General features: G+C 47.8%; 16 protein-coding genes. 10 read left to right on the top strand and 6 right to left on the bottom strand.

Annotation, left to right across the window (positions count from 1 at the left end):
* Positions 1-70: 70 nt before the first annotated feature.
* From C7R94_RS26445 to C7R94_RS26435, 3 genes are all read right to left on the bottom strand, one after another.
* On the bottom strand, positions 71-757 hold the full coding sequence (locus C7R94_RS26445) for a class I SAM-dependent methyltransferase (protein ID WP_106785606.1): 687 nt from the start codon (positions 755-757) through the stop codon (positions 71-73).
* A gap of 129 nt (positions 758-886) precedes the next feature.
* Complete coding sequence (locus tag C7R94_RS26440; protein WP_106785605.1) at positions 887-1,612, bottom strand: hypothetical protein; 726 nt, start codon at positions 1,610-1,612, stop codon at positions 887-889.
* 13 nt (positions 1,613-1,625) lie between these two features.
* A complete protein-coding gene (locus C7R94_RS26435; protein WP_047073407.1) occupies positions 1,626-2,255 on the bottom strand; it encodes a YczE/YyaS/YitT family protein in 630 nt (209 codons plus the stop codon).
* Between the two features lie 121 nt (positions 2,256-2,376).
* Between C7R94_RS26435 and C7R94_RS26430 the strand changes: the two genes are divergently transcribed.
* From C7R94_RS26430 to C7R94_RS26420, 3 genes are all read left to right on the top strand, one after another.
* Positions 2,377-3,360 carry a LacI family DNA-binding transcriptional regulator gene (locus C7R94_RS26430; protein WP_106785604.1) on the top strand — a complete coding sequence of 328 codons (984 nt, stop codon included), beginning with the start codon at positions 2,377-2,379 and terminating at the stop codon, positions 3,358-3,360.
* An 82-nt stretch (positions 3,361-3,442) separates the two neighbouring features.
* Entirely contained in the window at positions 3,443-4,312 is an 870-nt protein-coding gene (locus C7R94_RS26425) for an AraC family transcriptional regulator (RefSeq protein WP_106785603.1), read from the top strand.
* Positions 4,313-4,418: 106 nt separating this feature from the next.
* Positions 4,419-4,913, top strand: coding sequence for a GNAT family N-acetyltransferase (locus C7R94_RS26420; RefSeq protein ID WP_106785602.1), 495 nt, complete (start codon positions 4,419-4,421; stop codon positions 4,911-4,913).
* Positions 4,914-5,427: 514 nt separating this feature from the next.
* Here C7R94_RS26420 and C7R94_RS26410 read toward each other — a convergent pair.
* Positions 5,428-7,527, bottom strand: coding sequence for a sigma-54 interaction domain-containing protein (locus C7R94_RS26410; RefSeq protein WP_047073410.1), 2,100 nt, complete (start codon positions 7,525-7,527; stop codon positions 5,428-5,430).
* A 217-nt stretch (positions 7,528-7,744) separates the two neighbouring features.
* Between C7R94_RS26410 and C7R94_RS26405 the strand changes: the two genes are divergently transcribed.
* Complete coding sequence (locus C7R94_RS26405; RefSeq protein WP_106785601.1) at positions 7,745-8,878, top strand: M20 peptidase aminoacylase family protein; 1,134 nt, start codon at positions 7,745-7,747, stop codon at positions 8,876-8,878.
* Positions 8,879-8,908: 30 nt separating this feature from the next.
* On the top strand, positions 8,909-10,321 hold the full coding sequence (locus C7R94_RS26400; protein WP_106785600.1) for a YfcC family protein: 1,413 nt from the start codon (positions 8,909-8,911) through the stop codon (positions 10,319-10,321).
* A gap of 99 nt (positions 10,322-10,420) precedes the next feature.
* Here C7R94_RS26400 and C7R94_RS26395 read toward each other — a convergent pair whose 3' ends face one another.
* Positions 10,421-11,779 (bottom strand): TrkH family potassium uptake protein, encoded by a 1,359-nt coding sequence (locus C7R94_RS26395; protein ID WP_106785599.1) that lies wholly within the window; start codon positions 11,777-11,779, stop codon positions 10,421-10,423.
* A gap of 123 nt (positions 11,780-11,902) precedes the next feature.
* Positions 11,903-12,328 carry a CHRD domain-containing protein gene (locus tag C7R94_RS26390; RefSeq protein ID WP_047073414.1) on the bottom strand — a complete coding sequence of 142 codons (426 nt, stop codon included), beginning with the start codon at positions 12,326-12,328 and terminating at the stop codon, positions 11,903-11,905.
* 423 nt (positions 12,329-12,751) lie between these two features.
* Between C7R94_RS26390 and C7R94_RS26385 the strand changes: the two genes are divergently transcribed.
* The 5 genes from C7R94_RS26385 to C7R94_RS26365 all read left to right on the top strand — a co-directional run bounded on the left by C7R94_RS26385 (position 12,752) and on the right by C7R94_RS26365 (position 18,729).
* Entirely contained in the window at positions 12,752-14,503 is a 1,752-nt protein-coding gene (locus C7R94_RS26385; RefSeq protein WP_106785598.1) for an ABC transporter ATP-binding protein, read from the top strand.
* A gap of 4 nt (positions 14,504-14,507) precedes the next feature.
* Entirely contained in the window at positions 14,508-16,565 is a 2,058-nt protein-coding gene (locus C7R94_RS26380) for an ABC transporter ATP-binding protein (protein WP_106785597.1), read from the top strand.
* 73 nt (positions 16,566-16,638) lie between these two features.
* A complete protein-coding gene (locus tag C7R94_RS26375; protein WP_106785596.1) occupies positions 16,639-16,965 on the top strand; it encodes a DUF1904 family protein in 327 nt (108 codons plus the stop codon).
* Positions 16,966-17,201: 236 nt separating this feature from the next.
* Positions 17,202-17,774: an RNA polymerase sigma factor gene (locus tag C7R94_RS26370; RefSeq protein WP_106785595.1), complete on the top strand. Its 573-nt coding sequence runs from the start codon at positions 17,202-17,204 to the stop codon at positions 17,772-17,774.
* Positions 17,752-18,729 carry a DUF4367 domain-containing protein gene (locus C7R94_RS26365; protein ID WP_106785594.1) on the top strand — a complete coding sequence of 326 codons (978 nt, stop codon included), beginning with the start codon at positions 17,752-17,754 and terminating at the stop codon, positions 18,727-18,729. The genes C7R94_RS26370 and C7R94_RS26365 overlap by 23 nt, the downstream gene beginning before the upstream one ends.
* Positions 18,730-18,878: the final 149 nt, after the last annotated feature.

Genomic DNA, 18,878 nt, shown 5'->3' with positions numbered 1-18,878 from the left:
GCAACTGATCATGCAGATCCAGTTTTCAGGGAATAAAAGAAGCCATCCGAACAGGATGGCTTTTTTGCAATCATACCTCCAGCCACCAAACCCCCGCGCATTCCGGCAAAGTCACTAGCTTCTCCACAACGACTCTGTCCACAAGTTCGTCCCCAAAGAAAAATCTTGCTTGCCGTTCTGCTTCTTTCAAGTCTGCAAATCGGTAGTCCAAGCGAATCCATTTGTGAGAGAAGCCGTACCTGTTTTCTAACAAGGAATAATACTGTGTAAGAAATTCGGGTGGATGAGGTGTTTCATACCCGGTCCCCATCGTCTCGATAATGACGATCATGCCACCAGGACGAAGCGCGCGTTTCATCTCTAGAATGATCTTTTCAAGATTGAGCTCGTTGTTGGGAACTTCAGAACTGGTGAGGTAACAAACAGTCCACCCTGCTAGGATGACATCCGCACTGTTATCGTCCACAGGAATATTTCGATGATCCGCTACGCTGGTTTTCCAATTGGAAAGACCGGCTTGCCTCAGCTGTTGTGCATTCACTTCTAGCATGGCAGCGGAAGCATCGAGAGCAAGGATGGACTTCGCATGAGGGGCGAGCACAGATGTAAGTCTACCTGAGCCAGCTCCCAGATCGATCACGTCCTTTCCTTTAATAGGGGTGATTTCTTCGATGACAGCGAGCAGACTTGGTTGTCTGGAAATCATCAAATCGTACTGTTCCGCCTGATTTTTATAAATGTGTTCGTGGTTTGGCATTGTTCACCCTCCAGTTACTTGATTGTACTGGGAAATATGGTAAAGCTTCACCCCACGTGAAGGTCAAGAGATAGAAAAAGGATTCCTCCTGCAAGTCTCATGAGCTACGGGGGAATCCTTCTTTTTCATTTAGGAACGGACAGAAATTAAATTCTTGGCCAGCGCTACCATCTGATCATGAAGGGTAGGGTCCAGTTGATTGCTTCCAGTGTGGTACGCGAGATGATATAAGATTCCTTGATCATAGAACTCCATCTCATGGGCGTTTGTGACAGTTAGATTTACTGCGTGATTTTTATCATCATAATTGTAAAAGTTATACACATAAGAGCTGTTTGTCGTGATGATATGATGATAGAAAGTGATAGCGTCGGTCAGAGGCTCAACGCGCATGACGTTCCCAAACGAATCCAGTCCAGAAGCAGATGGCTTCACATGGGCCAAGGGGTTTTCATCTGTCTCTGTCATGCGTACGACGAAAAAGTCTTCCGAAATAGGGACTTCGCTATGCTGCCCGTATGTTAGCTGTAGCTGGTGGCGTATTTCTTTTTTGGAGCCTGAAGAGAATGAAACGAGATAGGCCATCTCTTTTTCGACAGGAAAAGGCAGCTTCGTTTTATCCACTTGCTTGATGCGGCTTTGGAGAGACGAAGGCAATAGCGGTGTCATTTCCTGAATACTCATTGGCTTGTAATGCGTCACGTTTTCAGGATCTTGGGTCAGTCTGTGAATTTCGCTCTGGGCAAAAACATTTCCGCTAGCTTTTACGAGACCAGTGGAAGAGGAGCAACCGCCAAGCAATAAAAACAGGCTCACTGCAAGCGAACACACAACTTTTGGTCGAAAATTTCTCAAGGCTTTCCTCCTATTATGCCTCCGCCCCCTTCGTTTGATTGACGAGACGAAGCATCTTATTCCCGATGTTGATTGCTGCTTGAATAATGTAGCCAGTCGTAAACGACAGCACGACTGTTCCGTAATAAATCGGGCCATCTAACAGGAAGCTAGCGCTGAGAAACATGCACGCCAGCAAAATTTCTGTCCGTCTGAATGTCCACTTTAATCTTTTCGACATAACCAGTACAAATGCCTCTTGGGGAGCTGTGCACACTTGCGTACATACATACAACCCGATACCGCTGCCGATGCAAATGTTTCCGAGTGCCATGGTCAGAAGCGGCGGCAATGAACGGATAGCAGCCATGAGCGCATCGATAGACCCGATCAAATCGACAAAGAGGGAGATCAGCACCATGACCAAAATAGCACCGATAGAAATATAACTGCGATCCATGAAGAGGACGATGATGACAAAGGTCAGGTTAATGGCAAACATCCAGAAGCCAATCGATATCCCGAAGTTTTGATACAGGGCAATAAACAAAGAATCATACGGGCTAAGACCAAAGGATGTAATGGTCGTCATCATGTTGATCCCGAGCGCCAAAATCAATAAGCCTACGATAAACAAGAGATATTCAAATTTTAAGCGAATCACAAAACACGACTCCTTTCCTTCTACATAAGGAGAGCATAATATGTGGAACGCTTTTCAGAGCAAGCGGAATGTGTTTTGATGTATGTAATAAGTACTGATCCGACTTCGAGGAGTAATCTGAGTGGCTAACATAAGAGAAATCGCGAAATTGGCAGGCGTATCCGTTTCAACTGTTTCCCGTGTGCTTAACAACCATCCGTACGTGAACGAGAAAAAACGCGCGGAGATTCTCAAGATTATTGAAGAACAAAATTATGTTCAAAACAGCAACGCGGTCCACCTCTCTACCGGAAAAACGATGGTCATCGGTGTGACATTGCCTCTCGTCAACAACCAATACTACAGCTCCATTATCGAAGGCATTGCAGCAGAGGCAGCCCAGCATCATTACAAGCTGATGGTGTGCCAAACGAATAACAACCCCGAGCAAGAACGCAGCGTTTTACACTTGCTCAAAAATAAAAAAATCGACGGGCTCATCATGTGCTCCAGGTCCAGCTCTTGTGAAACGCTCAATGAATACGCAGGATACGGACCTATCATCACGTGTGAAGCGAATGATACCACATCTGTTTCGAGTGTTCATATCGACCACTACAAAACCTTTCTGATCGGGATGGAGTATCTGATGAAGAAGGGACATCGCCGGATCGGGTATTGCATCGGCAGAAAAAACAGCTTTAACAGTCAGCATCGCAAACGTGCCTATTACGAAAAGCTGCGTTCGATTGACGTGACACCCTCTCCTGAATGGTCATTTGAAGAGTGTTTAACGATCCAGGACGGCAAGGATGTCGTGGGGAAATTGCTGCAAACAGAAGAGCGGCCGACAGCAATGATCGTATCGTGCAATCATATAGCGGCAGGGGTCATCAAAGAAGCCAGCAGATTGGGGATTCGTGTACCGGAAGACTTAGCCGTAGTCGGTTGCGATGATCAGCCAATCGGAGAATTACTAGAGATCACCACTGTATCCAGCTCCAGTACGTTAATGGGAAAATACGCATTTGAGATGCTGCATGAGCGGATTTGGAGACAGCGGCTGGATGGGCAAAAGGAAGAGAAGGAATTGACACCCGAATTGGTAGAGCGACTGACGACGTAAAGCTTGAAAGATAGCACAGTTGATCAAAAAAAGGCCAGTGATCTCCCGCATACTAAAGAAAAATAGGTGAAGGAAGTCAAAGATGGACACGTACAAGCGGATTCAGGACGCGATTGATTATGTGGAAGAGCATCTTCAGGAAGAAATGAACATCACAGATATTGCTTCCAGGGCGCATTTCTCTGCGTTTCATTTTCAACGGCTGTTTCAGGCAATCTCAGGCTTCAGCGTACAGGAGTACATTCGCAAGCGCAGATTGTCGGAAGCTGCACTTGCGCTAAAAAACACAAGTGGCAATGTGCTCGAAATCGCTGTGACCTATCAATACCAGTCGCAGGAAGCATTGACTCGCGCTTTCGAGAAGCAGTTCGGCATTACACCTGGAAGATATCGCAAAGAAAATCGATCGCTGCCCTACCAATCCAAAATGGACTTCTTGACTTTTCGCCAAACGATCAAAGGAGAGATTACGATGAACAAACCGACGATCACGACATTGGACGAAATTTTCATCATTGGGCGCAGATACCGGACGAGCTTGCAGGATGAAAAGTATTTCACGGACATCCCGGGCTTCTATCAAGCGTTTGGCAGCAATCAAGATTTTTTGCGGATTCCAAATAAAGCAGCGGCAGACATGTCTTACGGAATCTCCTGCGAATTTGAGGATGACGGTAGCTTTTCCTTTGTTGTAGGGGAGGCTGTGCATGGCTTTCCGGAAGAACTGCCTGAGGGCTTCATTTCACTTGTTCTGCCTGCGGGGAAATATGCGGAGTTCAAGGTGAACGGGGAGGTCGATCTCGTGCAAAACACACGCAGGTACATTTACGGGACGTGGTTGCCGAATTCGAATTACGAGAGAGGCGAGGGACCCGATTTCGAAGTGACAGATGTGTGGGGCTCCCGTTTCCCAGATGCGATAAAGATGAGCATTTATATTCCGCTAAAATAGCCACTGGCTCGCGAATTTTACATGACCTTCACACGCCATCCATTCCAGCTTTATACCTGTTTGCTACAGTGTAAATGTAAGAGCGAATGTACAGGAGGCGGGTTGGGTGGAAGTGCGGATTGAGCGCGTCGTAAGAGATGATTTTGCGGAAATGATTACGTTGGCGGATATGACATTACCCGATCGAATGAACTTGCATGAGCTGAAAAAGTATATGGAGCTGTTTCCTGAGCTGATTTTCAAGGCGACCTATAACGGCGAGCTCATCGGTTTTAGCTGTGCCGGTATTGATATGTACCAGACGACTGGCTGGCTTCTGTTCAGCAATGTGAGCAAGGAGTTTCAAGGCCAAGGCATCGGCAAGCGGCTAATCGAAGCCAGACTGCAAGCCCTGCGCCAGTTTCCAACACTTCGCACCGTCCAGGTTACGGTGAGTGAAACGAACGCATCCTCAATTCGTGCACTGTCTGCCTATGGCTTCCGTCTGGCTCATGCTGAGCAGGATTACTACGGGCCGGGCAAGCATCGGAATTTGATGGAGCTGCCTATTGTACCTATGATTCAACCAGAAAAAATAGAGTCGTCCATCGTGACTACTTAGGTGGATTCATGAAAGCGGAGGTGCTACAGCCTTGCCGCTTTTTTTGTTTTTATATGCTGGTATCGATGCTGTAGTGGAGGGAAGAAGTGCATTTCCAGTCTACGCTTCGGCCTACGCTTCGGCCTACGCCCTGCAAGGGGGATTGACTGGCCGCTCCGGAAAAACTGGCAGGAGCGCTTCAAACGCAGAAAGTTTCGAGGAAGTAATCCATAAGTGAAGCTGAAATTCCCTGCCATTTTTTCCTGCGCTAGGGCGGGCTCCAGAGGCGCTTGGACTGGAAATGCACTTCTTCCTACGTGGCTTTGGTTAACATCTCGAGGGTGATTCAAGAAGTGTATAAATGAAGCTCCTTTGTATGCACTGACAAAATGGCTTGAAAAATGAAGATAACATTGCTGTAAAGAAGTCCTGCCATATGTTTGGAAGGAGACCGCCCGAACGAAGAGAGGATACAGGCGACTGGAAAACATGTGGCAGGGCTTCGGGCTCCACAATCGTTGGAAGACAACAGTGATTACCCCTTCGTTGCAATCAGCAAAGCAGCCAACACCTGCTGCCCAAACGCAGTAATCTGCGTCCCTTGCTTCTTGACCCCGATGGAGACGCATCCAGAGCGGTCCAGCACGGTCAGCTTGTGCCTGATTTGGGCTTCAGTCAAGGTGGTCGGACTCTCTATCCTCGCGTGCAGGGCGCTGCGCCCAATACGCTCCTGACGCTTGTAGCAATCGGACAGTACTTGCAGGATCGCTGCGTAATCTACCAAGGAGCCTTGCCTGGACAAATACCGGATTGTATCTTCCAACGTATCATTCCGGTTAGAGAGAAGTGGTGGAGTAGAGACATGCCCCACAAAAAAACGCTCCGGTAAATGAGATAGCTCCACCTGATTCCCCTCTGCGATGACGACTGCATAGTGAATGAAATTTTCCAGCTCGCGAATATTGCCTGGCCAATCGTAACGGAGTAGTTGTTCCGTCACTTCTCGGGAGAAGGACAGACGCTGCTTTTTTTTCTGCAAAAAATAATCGATTAGCACCAAAATATCATCTGGACGATCACGCAAGGGCTGGATGTGTAACGGCAGGACGTTCAGTCTGTAGTACAAATCCTCGCGAAACGTCCCTTTTTTGACCATTTCCATCAGATTGCAATTTGTAGCGGCGATGACGCGGACGTTGACTGGAATGACACGATAGCCCCCTACGCGCATGACCTGCTTTTCCTGGAGAACGCGAAGCAGTGACGCTTGGATGCTGAGTGGGGCATCCCCAATCTCGTCCAGAAAAATGGTCCCGTTGTGAGCCAGCTCGAATAGCCCCATCTTTCCACCTTTTCGTGCTCCGGTAAAAGAACCTTCCTCGTACCCGAACAATTCGCTCTCTACCAAGCTCTCGGTCAGCCCTGCAAAATTGACGGGGACGAACGGACCGTCACGGCGTGTCGAGTGTTGATGGATGGCTTGGGCAAAAACTTCCTTCCCGGTTCCGTTTTCCCCAGTAATGAGTATCGTAAAGTCGCTTTCGGCAAGCTTGGTCGCGACTCGCTTGTTGGCCTGAATAGACGGGCTTTTGCCGATGATATTGTCAAACGAATACTTGGTCATCAGTCCGAGATTGGCACTCTTCGTCCGTATTTCCTGTTCGAGCTGCTGTACCTTCGTCACGTCTTGAAAGGTAATGACCGCGCCCAGAAATTGATCATCCAAGAACGTGGGAATCTTGGTAACCAAGAGGTACAAATCGCGGAATTCCAATACTTGCTTCGTTACTTCTGTGTGTGACTCTACTACCTCCAGAATAAGAAATTCGGGAATGACCTCCGCTACATTTCGTCCGATGCAGGTTGCTTCCGTTATATGCAAAATTTTCTCGGCTTCCTTGTTCAGCACAGTGATATTCCCTGTGGCATCTGTGCCAATGATGCCTTCATGAACGGCATTTAAAATGGAGCTCAGCTTTTCATTTAGCTTCCGTTCATTGTGTACCGAGTTGGTCAGCTTGCGCCCGATATGGACGAAATCACTGATGAAGTCAGCCGTATACAGGTTTGCCTTATCCGGAGACAGGTCAAGCAGGCGAGAAATATCAAAGATCGTCGTCAAATCCAAAGGGCGGTGCCCTAATTCAATGACGTTTTCAAAATGACCAGGAATCAGCTCCCTGAGCCCATGACAGACAGCGACATCTATTTGATCTTTTTCAGGAAGCGGGGTCTCGGTATCGGGCACGTACGGCACAAATGTCAGATGAGAAAATCCGAGATGAAACAAGAGCTCAATCGCGCCTTCTACCATTTCGATGGAGTTGGAAACAAAGAGACAGCGAGTTCCTGGCGTCAAATCCATGAGTTGATCCAATTTGTTAATGTCAATCGTGCGCCTTGCTAGCAGCACGGGGATGTCTGACGGAGGAGCTGGCTGATCGTGCAAGAGACTCGTGTCCGAAACGAGGATGAGATCAACTTCATCGTATACACTCGGGTGAAGCCGTTCTTGCATGTGATTTCGAATGATGTCCAAACGGTTGCCGAAAAAAGACGTGAGTGTGTTTGCAAATAGCAGGCTGATCGTCTCCAGTCGGGTCATCAACAAGATGCATGGTTTCTGTTTTATCATGATGTGACTCCTTTATATCTGCCGAATAGCTTTTTGATTTGGGTGGAAATATTGGATGGGATATCTACAAAAAACAACCTATATTATAACCTAAAAATCCGGAATTGTTCAGAAATGCTTAACTTTTATAACAATACAGTCTTGGCACAATTATTGCTATACATTCGGTAGAACAAAAAGAGATACTAGAGAGACATCAAGGAGGATGATGAATCGGATGAATCCGTTCTTATACATGGACGAGCATCGCGACGAAATAGTGCGAACATACGAAGATTTGCATCAATTAGCGGAGCCGAGCTGGCACGAGGAGAAAACAGCGAGATATTTGCGGGAACGCTTGGAGGCCGCTGGTATTGCCGTCACACGCTTCGAGGGGCACCACGGCTTTTATGCTGAGATTCCTGGGAAGAGTGCTGAAGTCGTGGCTTTGCGAGCGGATATGGATGCACTCGTGCAGGAAGTGGACGGCGTAGTGAGACCGAATCACTCATGCGGACACGATGCTCACTCGACACTGGCTCTCTACAGCGCACTTGCTATTCAAGCAAGCGGAGTGATGCCGCCGAAAACGATGCGCTTTCTATTCCAGCCTGCTGAAGAGAAGATGGGCGGAGCCTTGCAGATGATGAAGGATGGTGCCCTCGAAGGCGTGACAAAGCTGATCGGCGTCCATCTGCGCCCGGAAATGGAAGTCCCGTATGGTAGTGCTGCTCCAGCGATTTTGCATGGATCGTCTAGCTCCATCAGAGGGACGATTACAGGTCTGCAAGCACACGGAGCACGTCCGGCGCTCGGTAAAAATGTCATCGAAGCCGCTTCGTTTTTGGTCCAGGCGTTGCAAAACATTCGTCTGCAAGACGGATGCTCTTTTTCCGTGAAGATGACCCAATTGCAAGCAGGGGGAGAAACAGTAAACGTCATCCCTGATCGAGCGACCTTTAGCCTCGATGTACGTGCCCAGTCCAATGAAGGCATGGCAGAATTGCGAAGAAAAACCGAGCATGCCATGAGTCAGACAGGGGCTTTGATGGGCATGGATGTGGAGTGGGAATGGTCGGGAGTCACACCAGCTGCGATCGCCAATGCGAACATGATCCAAGTAGCGCAAAAGGCAATTGGGCAAGTGCTGGGTGAGGATAAAATTGCCGATATATGTGTGACGCCAGGCGGAGAGGACTTTCATTTTTACGCGATCCACCGCCCTGAGCTGGCTACCACGATGATTGGTCTGGGATGTGGGCTCACACCTGTTCTGCATCATCCACAGATGACTTTTCAGACGGATGCCTTGATTTATGGGGCAAAAATCATGGCAGCTGCGATTTATGAAGCAGCCCAACATTCTTAGAGAACCGCTACACACGCAGGGGGTTACCTTATGACAGAGAGCAAGCAACTAAAAAAGAAAAGCTTATTTCGGCTAGACGCCTACGTCCTTTTGTTTTGCATCTTACTTCTATGTGCGTTGGCTACCTATGTGGTCCCGACTGGAGAATTTGACCGTGTAAAAAACGGCAATGTGACAACGGTTGTCCCGGGCAGCTATCATGCGGTGGAGCCGAATCCTACAGGCTTTATCGAGTTTTTTACCGCGATCCAGACAGGGATGGTCAAAGGCGCGCCGATCATCTTCCTCGTTTTGTTCACAGGCGGTGCTTTAGCTGTTTTGGATAAGACAGGTGCACTCAACGCAGCGATTCTGACCATGGTCCGAAAACTGGGAAATAGAGAGTGGCTGCTGGTTATTTTGATCACTTCCGTCTTTTCCGTATTGGGTACGTTGGGTGTCATCGTCAATTCCGTCATTGCTTTCGTTCCGCTCGGTATCATGATTGCGAGAGCGATGAAAATGGATGCGATCTTCGGTGTGGCTCTGATTTATCTGGGTGTGTATGCCGGATTCAATACGACAATTGCTTTTCCAGGAACGCTGGGCTTGTCCCAAGAAATCGCGGAGCTGCCGCTGTTTTCAGGTATCGGCTACCGCACCGTCATTTATGTTACGTTTGTAATCGTCACCATCCTGTACATCGGGCGTTATGCGCGTAAGGTTCGTCAAAACAAGAGTATCTTGGAGGGTCAGCTCTTTCCTTCTGATAGTGGTTCAACCACGATGGAAGTAGATACGAAAAATGTTGATTTTACTACTCGTCACAAATTGATCTTGGCGTTTACGGGGATCGTTCTCATTGGTTTTATCGTCTGCACGATCTTGTTCAAATGGGACGTAAACGAGATGTCCGGAATCTTTATTTTTATTGCGATCGGAGTAGGCTTGCTCAACAAGATGAGCGGCAACGATATCGCTAAAACGTTCTTAAAAGGCTGTCAGGGACTGATTTATGGGGCTTTGATTGTCGGTATGGCACGAGCGGTCACGGTCATTTTGGAAGATGGGAAGTTCCTCGATACCATCGTGTACGGGCTCGCTACCATTCTGGAGCCGCTCTCACCGATGGCAGGGGCGATTGGGATGTTCCTCGGAAGCGCCGGGCTGCACTTCTTGATTTCGTCCGGTTCAGGTGAAGCTGTTATGCTGATGCCGTTGCTGGCACCATTGGCTGACCTGATGGGCATTACGCGCCAGGTAGCAGTAGAGGCTTTGATGCTCGGCGAAGGTGTGGTCAACTGCATTAACCCGACCTCAGGCGTTCTGATGAGTATTTTGGCGATGAGTGGCATTTCTTATGGAAAATGGCTGAAGTTCATGCTCCCGCTCACAGCGGTATGGACAGTTCTCTCCATCGCGTTTATCGTGATCGGGGTATTGATTAACTGGGGCCCGTATTAATCCGACAGTCGATGACAAGAAAGGCCTGTTGTCTGCCAGCTTTTTGATTCTAGAAAAAATCCCCCAACGGCTACATAGCTTTGGGGGATTTCCTTTCCTCTATTGACCAATGATGATGCGTTCTTTCGGATAATGGTAGCGTACGATTCGTTCATTGCGCTTCAAGAAGAGGAGCAAATTGATAATCCCGATACGTCCGATCATCATCGTGATAATCAGGATGAGCTTGCCGCCTATGCCCATCTGAGCCGTAATTCCAGTAGACAATCCGGTCGTACCGAAAGCAGAGCAGACCTCGAACAAGACGTGCTGGAAAGGTAAATCCTCCAGCCAGACGAGCATCATGACCGCTGTGAACACCAGGATGATTGCGATGAAAAAGACAGTGAAGGAGCGTTGAATGTCCTCATCAACCAGCTCTCTTCCGAACACCTTTACCTCCTTGTAGCCACGCATGTTGGCAAAAACCGAGGCAATCAGGACGAAGAACGTCGTAGTGCGTATCCCTCCGCCCACGCTGCTCGGCGAGGCGCCAATGAACATCATCCCGGAGAGCATGATGAGTGTTGTGGTCGACAAGAGGCTGATATCCATCGTAGCCAAGCCGCCGCTTCGCGAAGAGACGGAGTGGAACAACGAGTAGAATAACATTTCATGCCAAGTCTTATCGGCCAAAAACTGATTTCGTTCAAAAACGAAAATGAGCAGGGCGCCAATGGCGATCAAGGAAAAGAACGTCAGTGTTGTAATCTTGGTGAAGAGAGAAAAGGTGAAACGCACTTTTGCGCGGCGATAGGAAAAGTACGTTCTCAGCTCCACGAGTACGGGAAACCCGATCGCTCCACAAATAATCAAGATCATCACGATGGTTTGAAACACGTAATCGTGGGTAAAGTCGAGCATGGAGTTTCCGTGCAGGTCAAACCCGGCATTCGTAAAAGCACTGACAGAGGCAAAATAACCGTGGTAGAACGCGGTGTACCAGTCGTCGTAGTAGCCGGCGTAAATAAAATGACTGCCTAACAGGATGGTTCCCACTAGCTCGATTAACAGTGCAATCACGAGAATATTGCGCATCAGGTCGACCAGACCGGACAACGTGGAGCGGTTGTGGTCCGTCGCGATCCAGATGCGCTGTTCCAGACCGATTTTTTGACCCATGAGGATCCAGATGAACGTTCCGAGTGTCATGATTCCGACCCCGCCAACCTGGAATAGCAACGTAAGAAAGAGAATCCCCCACTGGTTGAAAACCTCATGAATTGTAATGACAGTCAGCCCGGTAACGCTGATGGCACTCGCCGCGGTAAACAAAGAGTCAATAAAAGAAAGAGAGACTCCCGGCAAGTGAAAAAACGGCAATGACAGAAGAAACGCTGAGATCAGGATGAGCCCAACGTAGGCGAACACGATGATTTGAACAGAAGTCAATCGTCGCTTTTGATTGGATGATAACAAAATAAATGGCCTCCTGAATAAGCTTCATGAGGATAATCATACCAAAAAAAGTTCGCAAGCAAAAATACTAAGAAAACACCCCTTGTCTGCATGTAGCACCAAAGACAAGGAGTGTTCGTTCACCTACCTCTTATTGAGACGGAGGGCACGTCTGATTTGACCGCGAATCTCTCCATCCGGATTTTGCGTCGTGTGCACGTTTACATACGTTTGCCCGTTCTTCATGAGCCGAATCAATTCTGACAGGGGTCTGCCCTGCAGCGGACCAACCAAATCAGCTTGAGTAATGGAACCAGCAACAACACCCCGATTCACACTGATACCACGCGTTACAGGACCAAACAGGAATACAACAACAGGTCCATTTACTCCTCTGGCCCCCACATGAATATGAGCTTCCGTGAAATTCCGCAAATTGTTCACGACCAATCGAAAATCGAGTCGTTGTCCATTCTGGCTTAATCGAAAGCTAGTAGTACCTGTTGCATTTGTTCTGACTGGCGGAACCTCTTCAGAACCTCGTAAAAAAGCTCGAAACCTAAATGGCATAGTAATCACCTCCTACTTTCTACAATATTTTTACTGCTCATACATGGCTTGTACGTTTGTCCAACGCGGATTGAGCATGTACAAAAAGGGCTAGCGAAAAGATCAGTTGACAATGTATCCGCAAGAATGGTAAAGTTCAGAATGTATTTATTGGAAATTCAAAATATTAATGGAAAGGTGGGCTAGTCATGAAAAGAATTGTACGCATGGGTCATCCATACAATGGCATACATGACGTAACCCCACCATTGATACGAGCGTAGTATCGTTTTTTTGATCTCGTTAACATGGCGTAGGTTATCTTTTGTAGCCTACGCCTTTTCTATTTTTGTTGATGAAAAGGCATGTTGCTCACGGGCGATATGTCTTTTTTGTCCCTAAAAAAGGTCACCCACCCAGCTAAAGAGAGGGGAGAAACATAAGATGTTCTCGGTTTTGGCAAAGCTTGATTGGTTTTTCAAGGAGCATTGGAAACGTTATATGGTCGCTATTCTGCTATTGATCCTGGGCGGCCTGCTGGAGATTATCCCTCCAAAAATCATCGGGGTGGCTATTGATGAGATTCACCTGGGAACGCTGACTGGCGAGCGGCTGGTATCCATTTTGCTGTTTTTCGGCGTATTGTCTGTCGCGATTTATTGGGTCAATTTTATCTGGATTCGCCAGCTGTTTGGGGGAGCGTTTCTGGCGGAGCGGACGTTACGCTCGAAGCTCATGACGCATTTTTTGCGGATGACGCCGACGTTTTATCAGCGCAATCGTACCGGGGATCTGATGGCCCGAGCGACAAATGACCTCAAGGCTGTCTCAATGACGACAGGCTTCGGAATTCTGACGATGGTAGACTCGTTATCCTTTACAGGGGCAATTGTGCTGACGATGGGCTTTCTGATCAGTTGGAAGCTGACCTTAGCGGCGATCCTTCCATTGCCGTTCATGGCCTATATCATCAAGCAGTATGGGAAAAAAATTCACGAGCGTTTTTCAACCGCACAAACCTCATTCGGTGAGCTAAACGACCGTGTGCTGGAATCCGTCTCTGGCGTTCGCGTGATACGAGCCTACGTACAGGAGATGGCGGATCAGGAGCGCTTTCGCCAAAAAACCCATGAAGTGTATCAAAAAAATATGGATGTGGCGAGAATCGATTCGTTGATTGAACCGACCGTCAAAATATTGGTTGGGATCAGTTATATGATCGGCTTGATCTACGGTGGCTACCTCGTGTTCCAAAGAGAACTGACCTTGGGAGAGCTGGTCTCGTTCAACGTCTATCTCGGGATGCTCATTTGGCCGATGTTTGCGATTGGCGAATTGATCAATGTGATGCAAAGAGGAAGCGCCTCGCTGGATCGGGTCAATGAAACCTTGTCATACGAAGCCGATGTAACGGATCACGACAGACCGATTCATGTGGCAGTACCAGAAGTCATTCGGTTTGATTCCGTGACATTCCGCTATCCATCTGCGCAGGTTGATCAACTAGTGGATGTCTCCTTTACACTTGGTCGGGGGCAAACGCTAGGAATCGTCGGGCGTACGGGGAGCGGGAAATCCACGCTGGTGCGACAACTGCTTCGCGAATTTCCGGTAGGGCGAGGAGCCATCAGTGTTTCGGGAGAGGCGCTAGAACAGATTAGCCTGGATAACATCAAGAGCTGGATTGGCTATGTACCGCAGGAACAGATTCTGTTCTCGAAGACAGTCCGCGAAAACATCCTGTTTGGGAACAACGAGGCAACAGAAGAACAATTACAGGAAGTGTTGAAGCAGGCCGCATTTGCTCGGGATGTGCAATTACTGCCTGAAGGCTTGCAAACGCTCGTGGGTGAAAAAGGTGTAGCCCTTTCTGGCGGGCAAAAACAGCGAGTTTCGATTGCCCGTGCTCTTTTGGTCAATCCGGAAATCTTGATTCTCGATGATGCCATGTCAGCGGTGGATGGCAAAACCGAAGCGGAGATGATCGCGAATATTCGCCGGGAGCGTGCAGGCAAAACAACATTGATCACTACACATCGCTTATCGGCCGTCCAGCATGCAGATTGGATTCTCGTCATGGACGAAGGGCGAATCGTCGAGGAAGGTACACATGCACAGCTATTGGAGCTGGGCGGTTGGTATAAAGAACAATTCGAGAAACAGCAGATTGAAGCGACGCTGACAGAAAGCGGGTGAATGAATGACGACGGGGAAAAGGCTAGTCCACTATGCAGCTATTTTTAAAAAGACGATCCTCTTGGCTGTTTTGATGCTGTCCATCTCGGTTGGGGCAGAACTGACGGGACCGTTTTTGGCAAAAAAAATGATCGATACGCATATCATGGGCATTGAATTCCCTTGGTATGAAACGGCACAGCATGAGGATTCCGTGCTATACAAAGGGAAGTACTACACGAGACAGGACCACTTGGCAGCAGGGGAGAGCACAGGTGGGGAAGTACGTGTTTTGCAGGTGGGACGCGACTATTATTTCTTGAATCAGGCGATTTCGTATGATGGGGAGCGCTCTATTGAGGATGGGAAGCTCGTCATTGTCAAAGGTGCCGATCGAGCGGAGTACCAGGCCACTCTCTTAAGCAATCAGGAGATATTTGAATTTTTCCGGCCAGAGACGGGCGGCTTGCTCACACTGGCTGCTCTCTATTTCGGATTATTGGTAGTTGCCTCACTTTTCCACTATGGACAAAAGTTCTTATGGCAAAAATCAGCGAATCAGGTCATCGAGAGACTGCGTATTGACGTGTTTGCGCATATTCAACGATTGCCCATTCACTATTTCGATCATCTCCCTGCCGGGAAGGTGGTTGCTCGTGTCACAAACGATACGGAGGCAATCCGTGAACTGTTTACGAATGTGCTCGGCAACTTTATTACGAGCGGGATTTATTTAATCGGTATTTTCGCAGCGCTGTTCTTGCTTGATGTACGACTCGCGCTCGTGTGTCTGGTCATTTTGCCGATCATGGTCGTGTGGATTTACTTGTACCGCAAGTACGCTTCTGCTTTCAACCATGTCATTCGGGCACGCATCAGCGACATCAACGGAATGATCAACGAGTCGATCCAAGGGATGCCGATCATTCAGGCGTTTCGCAGAGAAAAGGAAACGATGCGGGAATTCGGCGAACTGAATGAAGAGCTGTTCACCTATCAAAATAAAATGCTCCGGCTCAATGCGACTGCTTCGTTTAACCTGGTTCAGTTCATCCGCAATATCGCGTTTGTGTTGTTCATCTGGTATTTCGGAGGAGCGTCCCTTGGGATAGGTACACTGCTCTCGCTTGGTGTCCTCTACGCATTCGTCGATTATCTCAACCGCTTGTTCCAGCCGATGACACAGATCGTCAACCAATTGGCGAACCTGGAGCAATCTCTCGTCGCGGCGTCGCGTGTGTTTGAACTGCTGGATGAAGAGGGCGTTGATGTTGATCCAGCAAAGGTTCCTTGCTATCAGGGGAATGTCCGCTTTGACGATGTTTCTTTTGCCTACAAAGACGACCAATACGTGCTGAAAAACATTTCGTTCGAGGCTTGGCCTGGAGAGACAGTGGCACTGGTTGGTCACACAGGCTCGGGAAAAAGCTCGATTATCAATCTGTTACTCCGTTTCTATGATGTAAACAAAGGAGCGATTATGATTGATGGGCGCAATGTGCAGTCATTTTCCAAACAGCAGCTTCGCCAGCATATGGCTATTGTTTTGCAGGACCCTTTTTTGTTTACAGGAACGATTCGTTCCAATGTGAGTCTGGATGATCCGTCGATTTCTCCGGAAAAAGTGGAGAAGGCCTTGTGTGATGTAGGGGCAGACCAACTTTTCCGCAGTCTCCCGCAAGGATTTGATGAACCCGTTATCGAGAAGGGCAGCACGCTTTCGCTCGGACAGCGTCAGTTGATTTCGTTTGCGCGTGCTCTCGCGTTTGACCCGGCTATCCTCATTCTGGATGAAGCGACTGCCAGCATCGACACGGAAACAGAAGGCATTATTCAAAATGCACTTGAGGTGTTGAAAAAAGGGAGAACGACCTTCATCATTGCGCATCGCCTGTCTACGATCAAAAATGCAGATCAAATTCTCGTTTTGGATCGAGGCAGAATTGTAGAGCGAGGAAAGCATGAAGACTTGATGGAGAAGCAAGGCAGATACTATCAGATGTATCAATTGCAGCAAGGGAACAAAGAAGTACGGGTGGAAGAGGCAGTAGGTAAGCACGGGAGCGCCGCAGCACTGACCTAGTTTTTTCTACTCTTTTTGCCTCTTGAACGGTAAGATAGAGCATAGAAGTATGGACTTTTCAGGAGGGATCATTATGCCACATCTTATCGTTCGAGGCATTCAAGCTGAACAAATGGCTACCATTAGCGAACCGCTTGCAGTGGAGCTTGCTGCACTCTGCCAATGCGGCACGGATAATTTCACAATCGAATGCTTACAGACGACAGGCGTTTTTGGCGGGAAAATCGTGGAGTCGTTTCCTTTTATCGAAGTAGCGTGGTTCGAGCGTGGGCAAGAAGTTCGTGACAAGTTTGCCCAAATTGTAACCAAGCATGTCCTATCTCTTGGCATCCCAGAAGTGGAAATGGCATTTGTTGCTTATCAAAAAGAAAGCTATTACGCCAACGGAGAGCATTTCTAAAGAGCAGCCGACAGGTGCTGTCGATTTCCCGGGAAAGAATCAAGACATTCGACAAGCGTACGGACAACTAAATGAATGCAGTATGGAATAAAGGTGTTCCTTTCGTAAGTACGAGGTTTTTCGTACGAGACGGGTGGAGCACCTTTTTAATTTTATTCGCAGAACCAAAAATTTCTAAAATAGGTGTCACAAACAAAAGATGCCAGTTGTTATTCATAGTGAGAGGAGGGCAAACAGTGGAAAAAACAGAGATAGAGCGCCTGCTGATTGAGATAAAAGCAGGTTCTCTTGAGCAATACGAACTCATTATCGATCACTATCAACAACCGATCTTTACATACTGCTATCACATGCTCGGTCATCGCCAAGATGCGGAAGACGCTGTCCAGGAAGTCCTGTTTCGTGCCTACGAGCATCTTGACCAGTATACGTACTCGCTGTCATTTTCTGCATGGCTGTACCGGATCGCTTACAACCATTGTGCGAATGTGCTAAAGCGCAGGAAATTAAGCCGCGTGTTGCCCTTTTTGTACAACCGTGATCAGGATGGACGCAACTATGTCGAGGAGAGCATCGACAGCAATTATTTCGGGGAGCCGCTCGAACAAATTTGGAAACGGCTGTCCGCCGAAGAACGAACACTCATTTTCCTGCGTGTGCTAGAGGAAAGAGAGTACGAGGAAATTGCGGAGCTGATGGACAAAAAGGCTGCGGCTCTGCGCAAGCAATTTGAACGCGTTTTGAAAAAGTGCAAACGTTATTTGCCACCGACGGGAGGGGTGCTGAATGATGGACAAAAATCCGTTTAAGCATATGCGAGACATGCTGGTAGCGAAGCCAGTCCCGAAAGTCGATGTCAAACATAAAGTCATGGCAGCAATTCGTGCCAAGGAAAACAAGGAGGAAAAAGTCGTGAAAAAGAAAATAGGTTTACTGGTCACTGTAGGTATGCTCGTCGGAGCGTCTTCTGTATGGGCGGGGATGGAAATGATCCAGTTGAAAAATGAGAAGGGCGAAGTAGTGCTAAAGCTTAAACAAATGAGTATGCAAGAACAGCAACAAAAGATGCAGCAGCTACCCCCTGACATAAAGGATCAGATCAAGAATCGAAATGCAGAGATTTTTAAACAGTTGGATACGGGGGAACAAATCGTCAATGGATTAAAACCTGGCGAAGCGGTTGCCATTTATTGGCCGCTGACAAAACTTCAGTTGGAATCAAATCCAAACAGTACTCCGTTCGTAGATGTACGATCCAAGCCTTTTACCTATACAACGTGGAAGGACATGGAACAAAAGGTTGGCCATCTGTTCAAAGTGCCAGCAGAGATGGGGACGGATTTCAAGTTTGTAGCAGGTGAAGCGATCTATCTTCCAAGTGACAAGTATGATGAGAAAGCGATGAAAGAGGAACAAGAAAGAACGAAAAAAGAATACGTGGTACAACCAATTCCATTATCAGACAAGCTTCGTAATGCAGAGATCGAGTACAAGGGCCAAAAAGGGAGTGCTTTCGTAGAAGTTTCGATCCTGGATGACAAGAATAAAAGTGGAGGTACACTTGCGGAGAATTTGGAGAAAGTCATGATTGGCGACAATGAAGCCGTGTACTCCACTTTTGCACCTAAAAATGGGGACACTGTTCACTCTTTGGATTGGGTGAAAAATGGGACAAAGGTAAACTATGGCCTGAGAGCCAAGATGAGTGTAAGCACGAAAGAAGAGCTGCTGAAAATGGCGGAACAAATCAATCAAGCGAAATAATGAGAAAATCCCTCATCGTGGGTGAACCAAGCCGCAATGTTCCGTTCGTGCTAGCGAGAAAGTGGCATCCAAAGACGAGCTAATCAAAATCGCCGAGCAAATCAACGATACGAAATAACCATAATCCAAATAGAGGAGTACCACAAAGC

Origin of the sequence: Brevibacillus sp. NRRL NRS-603, from assembly GCF_003013445.1 — a bacterium.
In the GTDB taxonomy this organism is placed as follows: domain Bacteria; phylum Bacillota; class Bacilli; order Brevibacillales; family Brevibacillaceae; genus Brevibacillus; species Brevibacillus formosus.
This window is presented reverse-complemented; position numbering and strand designations above follow the sequence as displayed.

Excerpts from the sequence above, each read along its gene's own strand:
- C7R94_RS26445 (WP_106785606.1), bottom strand. The coding sequence starts at position 757 with ATGCCAAACCACGAACACATTTATAAAAATCAGGCGGAACAGTACGAT.
- C7R94_RS26425 (WP_106785603.1), top strand. The coding sequence starts at position 3,443 with ATGGACACGTACAAGCGGATTCAGGACGCGATTGATTATGTGGAAGAG.
- C7R94_RS26410 (WP_047073410.1), bottom strand. The coding sequence starts at position 7,527 with ATGATAAAACAGAAACCATGCATCTTGTTGATGACCCGACTGGAGACG.
- C7R94_RS26405 (WP_106785601.1), top strand. The coding sequence starts at position 7,745 with ATGAATCCGTTCTTATACATGGACGAGCATCGCGACGAAATAGTGCGA.
- C7R94_RS26400 (WP_106785600.1), top strand. The coding sequence starts at position 8,909 with ATGACAGAGAGCAAGCAACTAAAAAAGAAAAGCTTATTTCGGCTAGAC.
- C7R94_RS26390 (WP_047073414.1), bottom strand. The coding sequence starts at position 12,328 with ATGCCATTTAGGTTTCGAGCTTTTTTACGAGGTTCTGAAGAGGTTCCG.
- C7R94_RS26385 (WP_106785598.1), top strand. The coding sequence starts at position 12,752 with ATGTTCTCGGTTTTGGCAAAGCTTGATTGGTTTTTCAAGGAGCATTGG.
- C7R94_RS26380 (WP_106785597.1), top strand. The coding sequence starts at position 14,508 with ATGACGACGGGGAAAAGGCTAGTCCACTATGCAGCTATTTTTAAAAAG.
- C7R94_RS26375 (WP_106785596.1), top strand. The coding sequence starts at position 16,639 with ATGCCACATCTTATCGTTCGAGGCATTCAAGCTGAACAAATGGCTACC.
- C7R94_RS26365 (WP_106785594.1), top strand. The coding sequence starts at position 17,752 with ATGATGGACAAAAATCCGTTTAAGCATATGCGAGACATGCTGGTAGCG.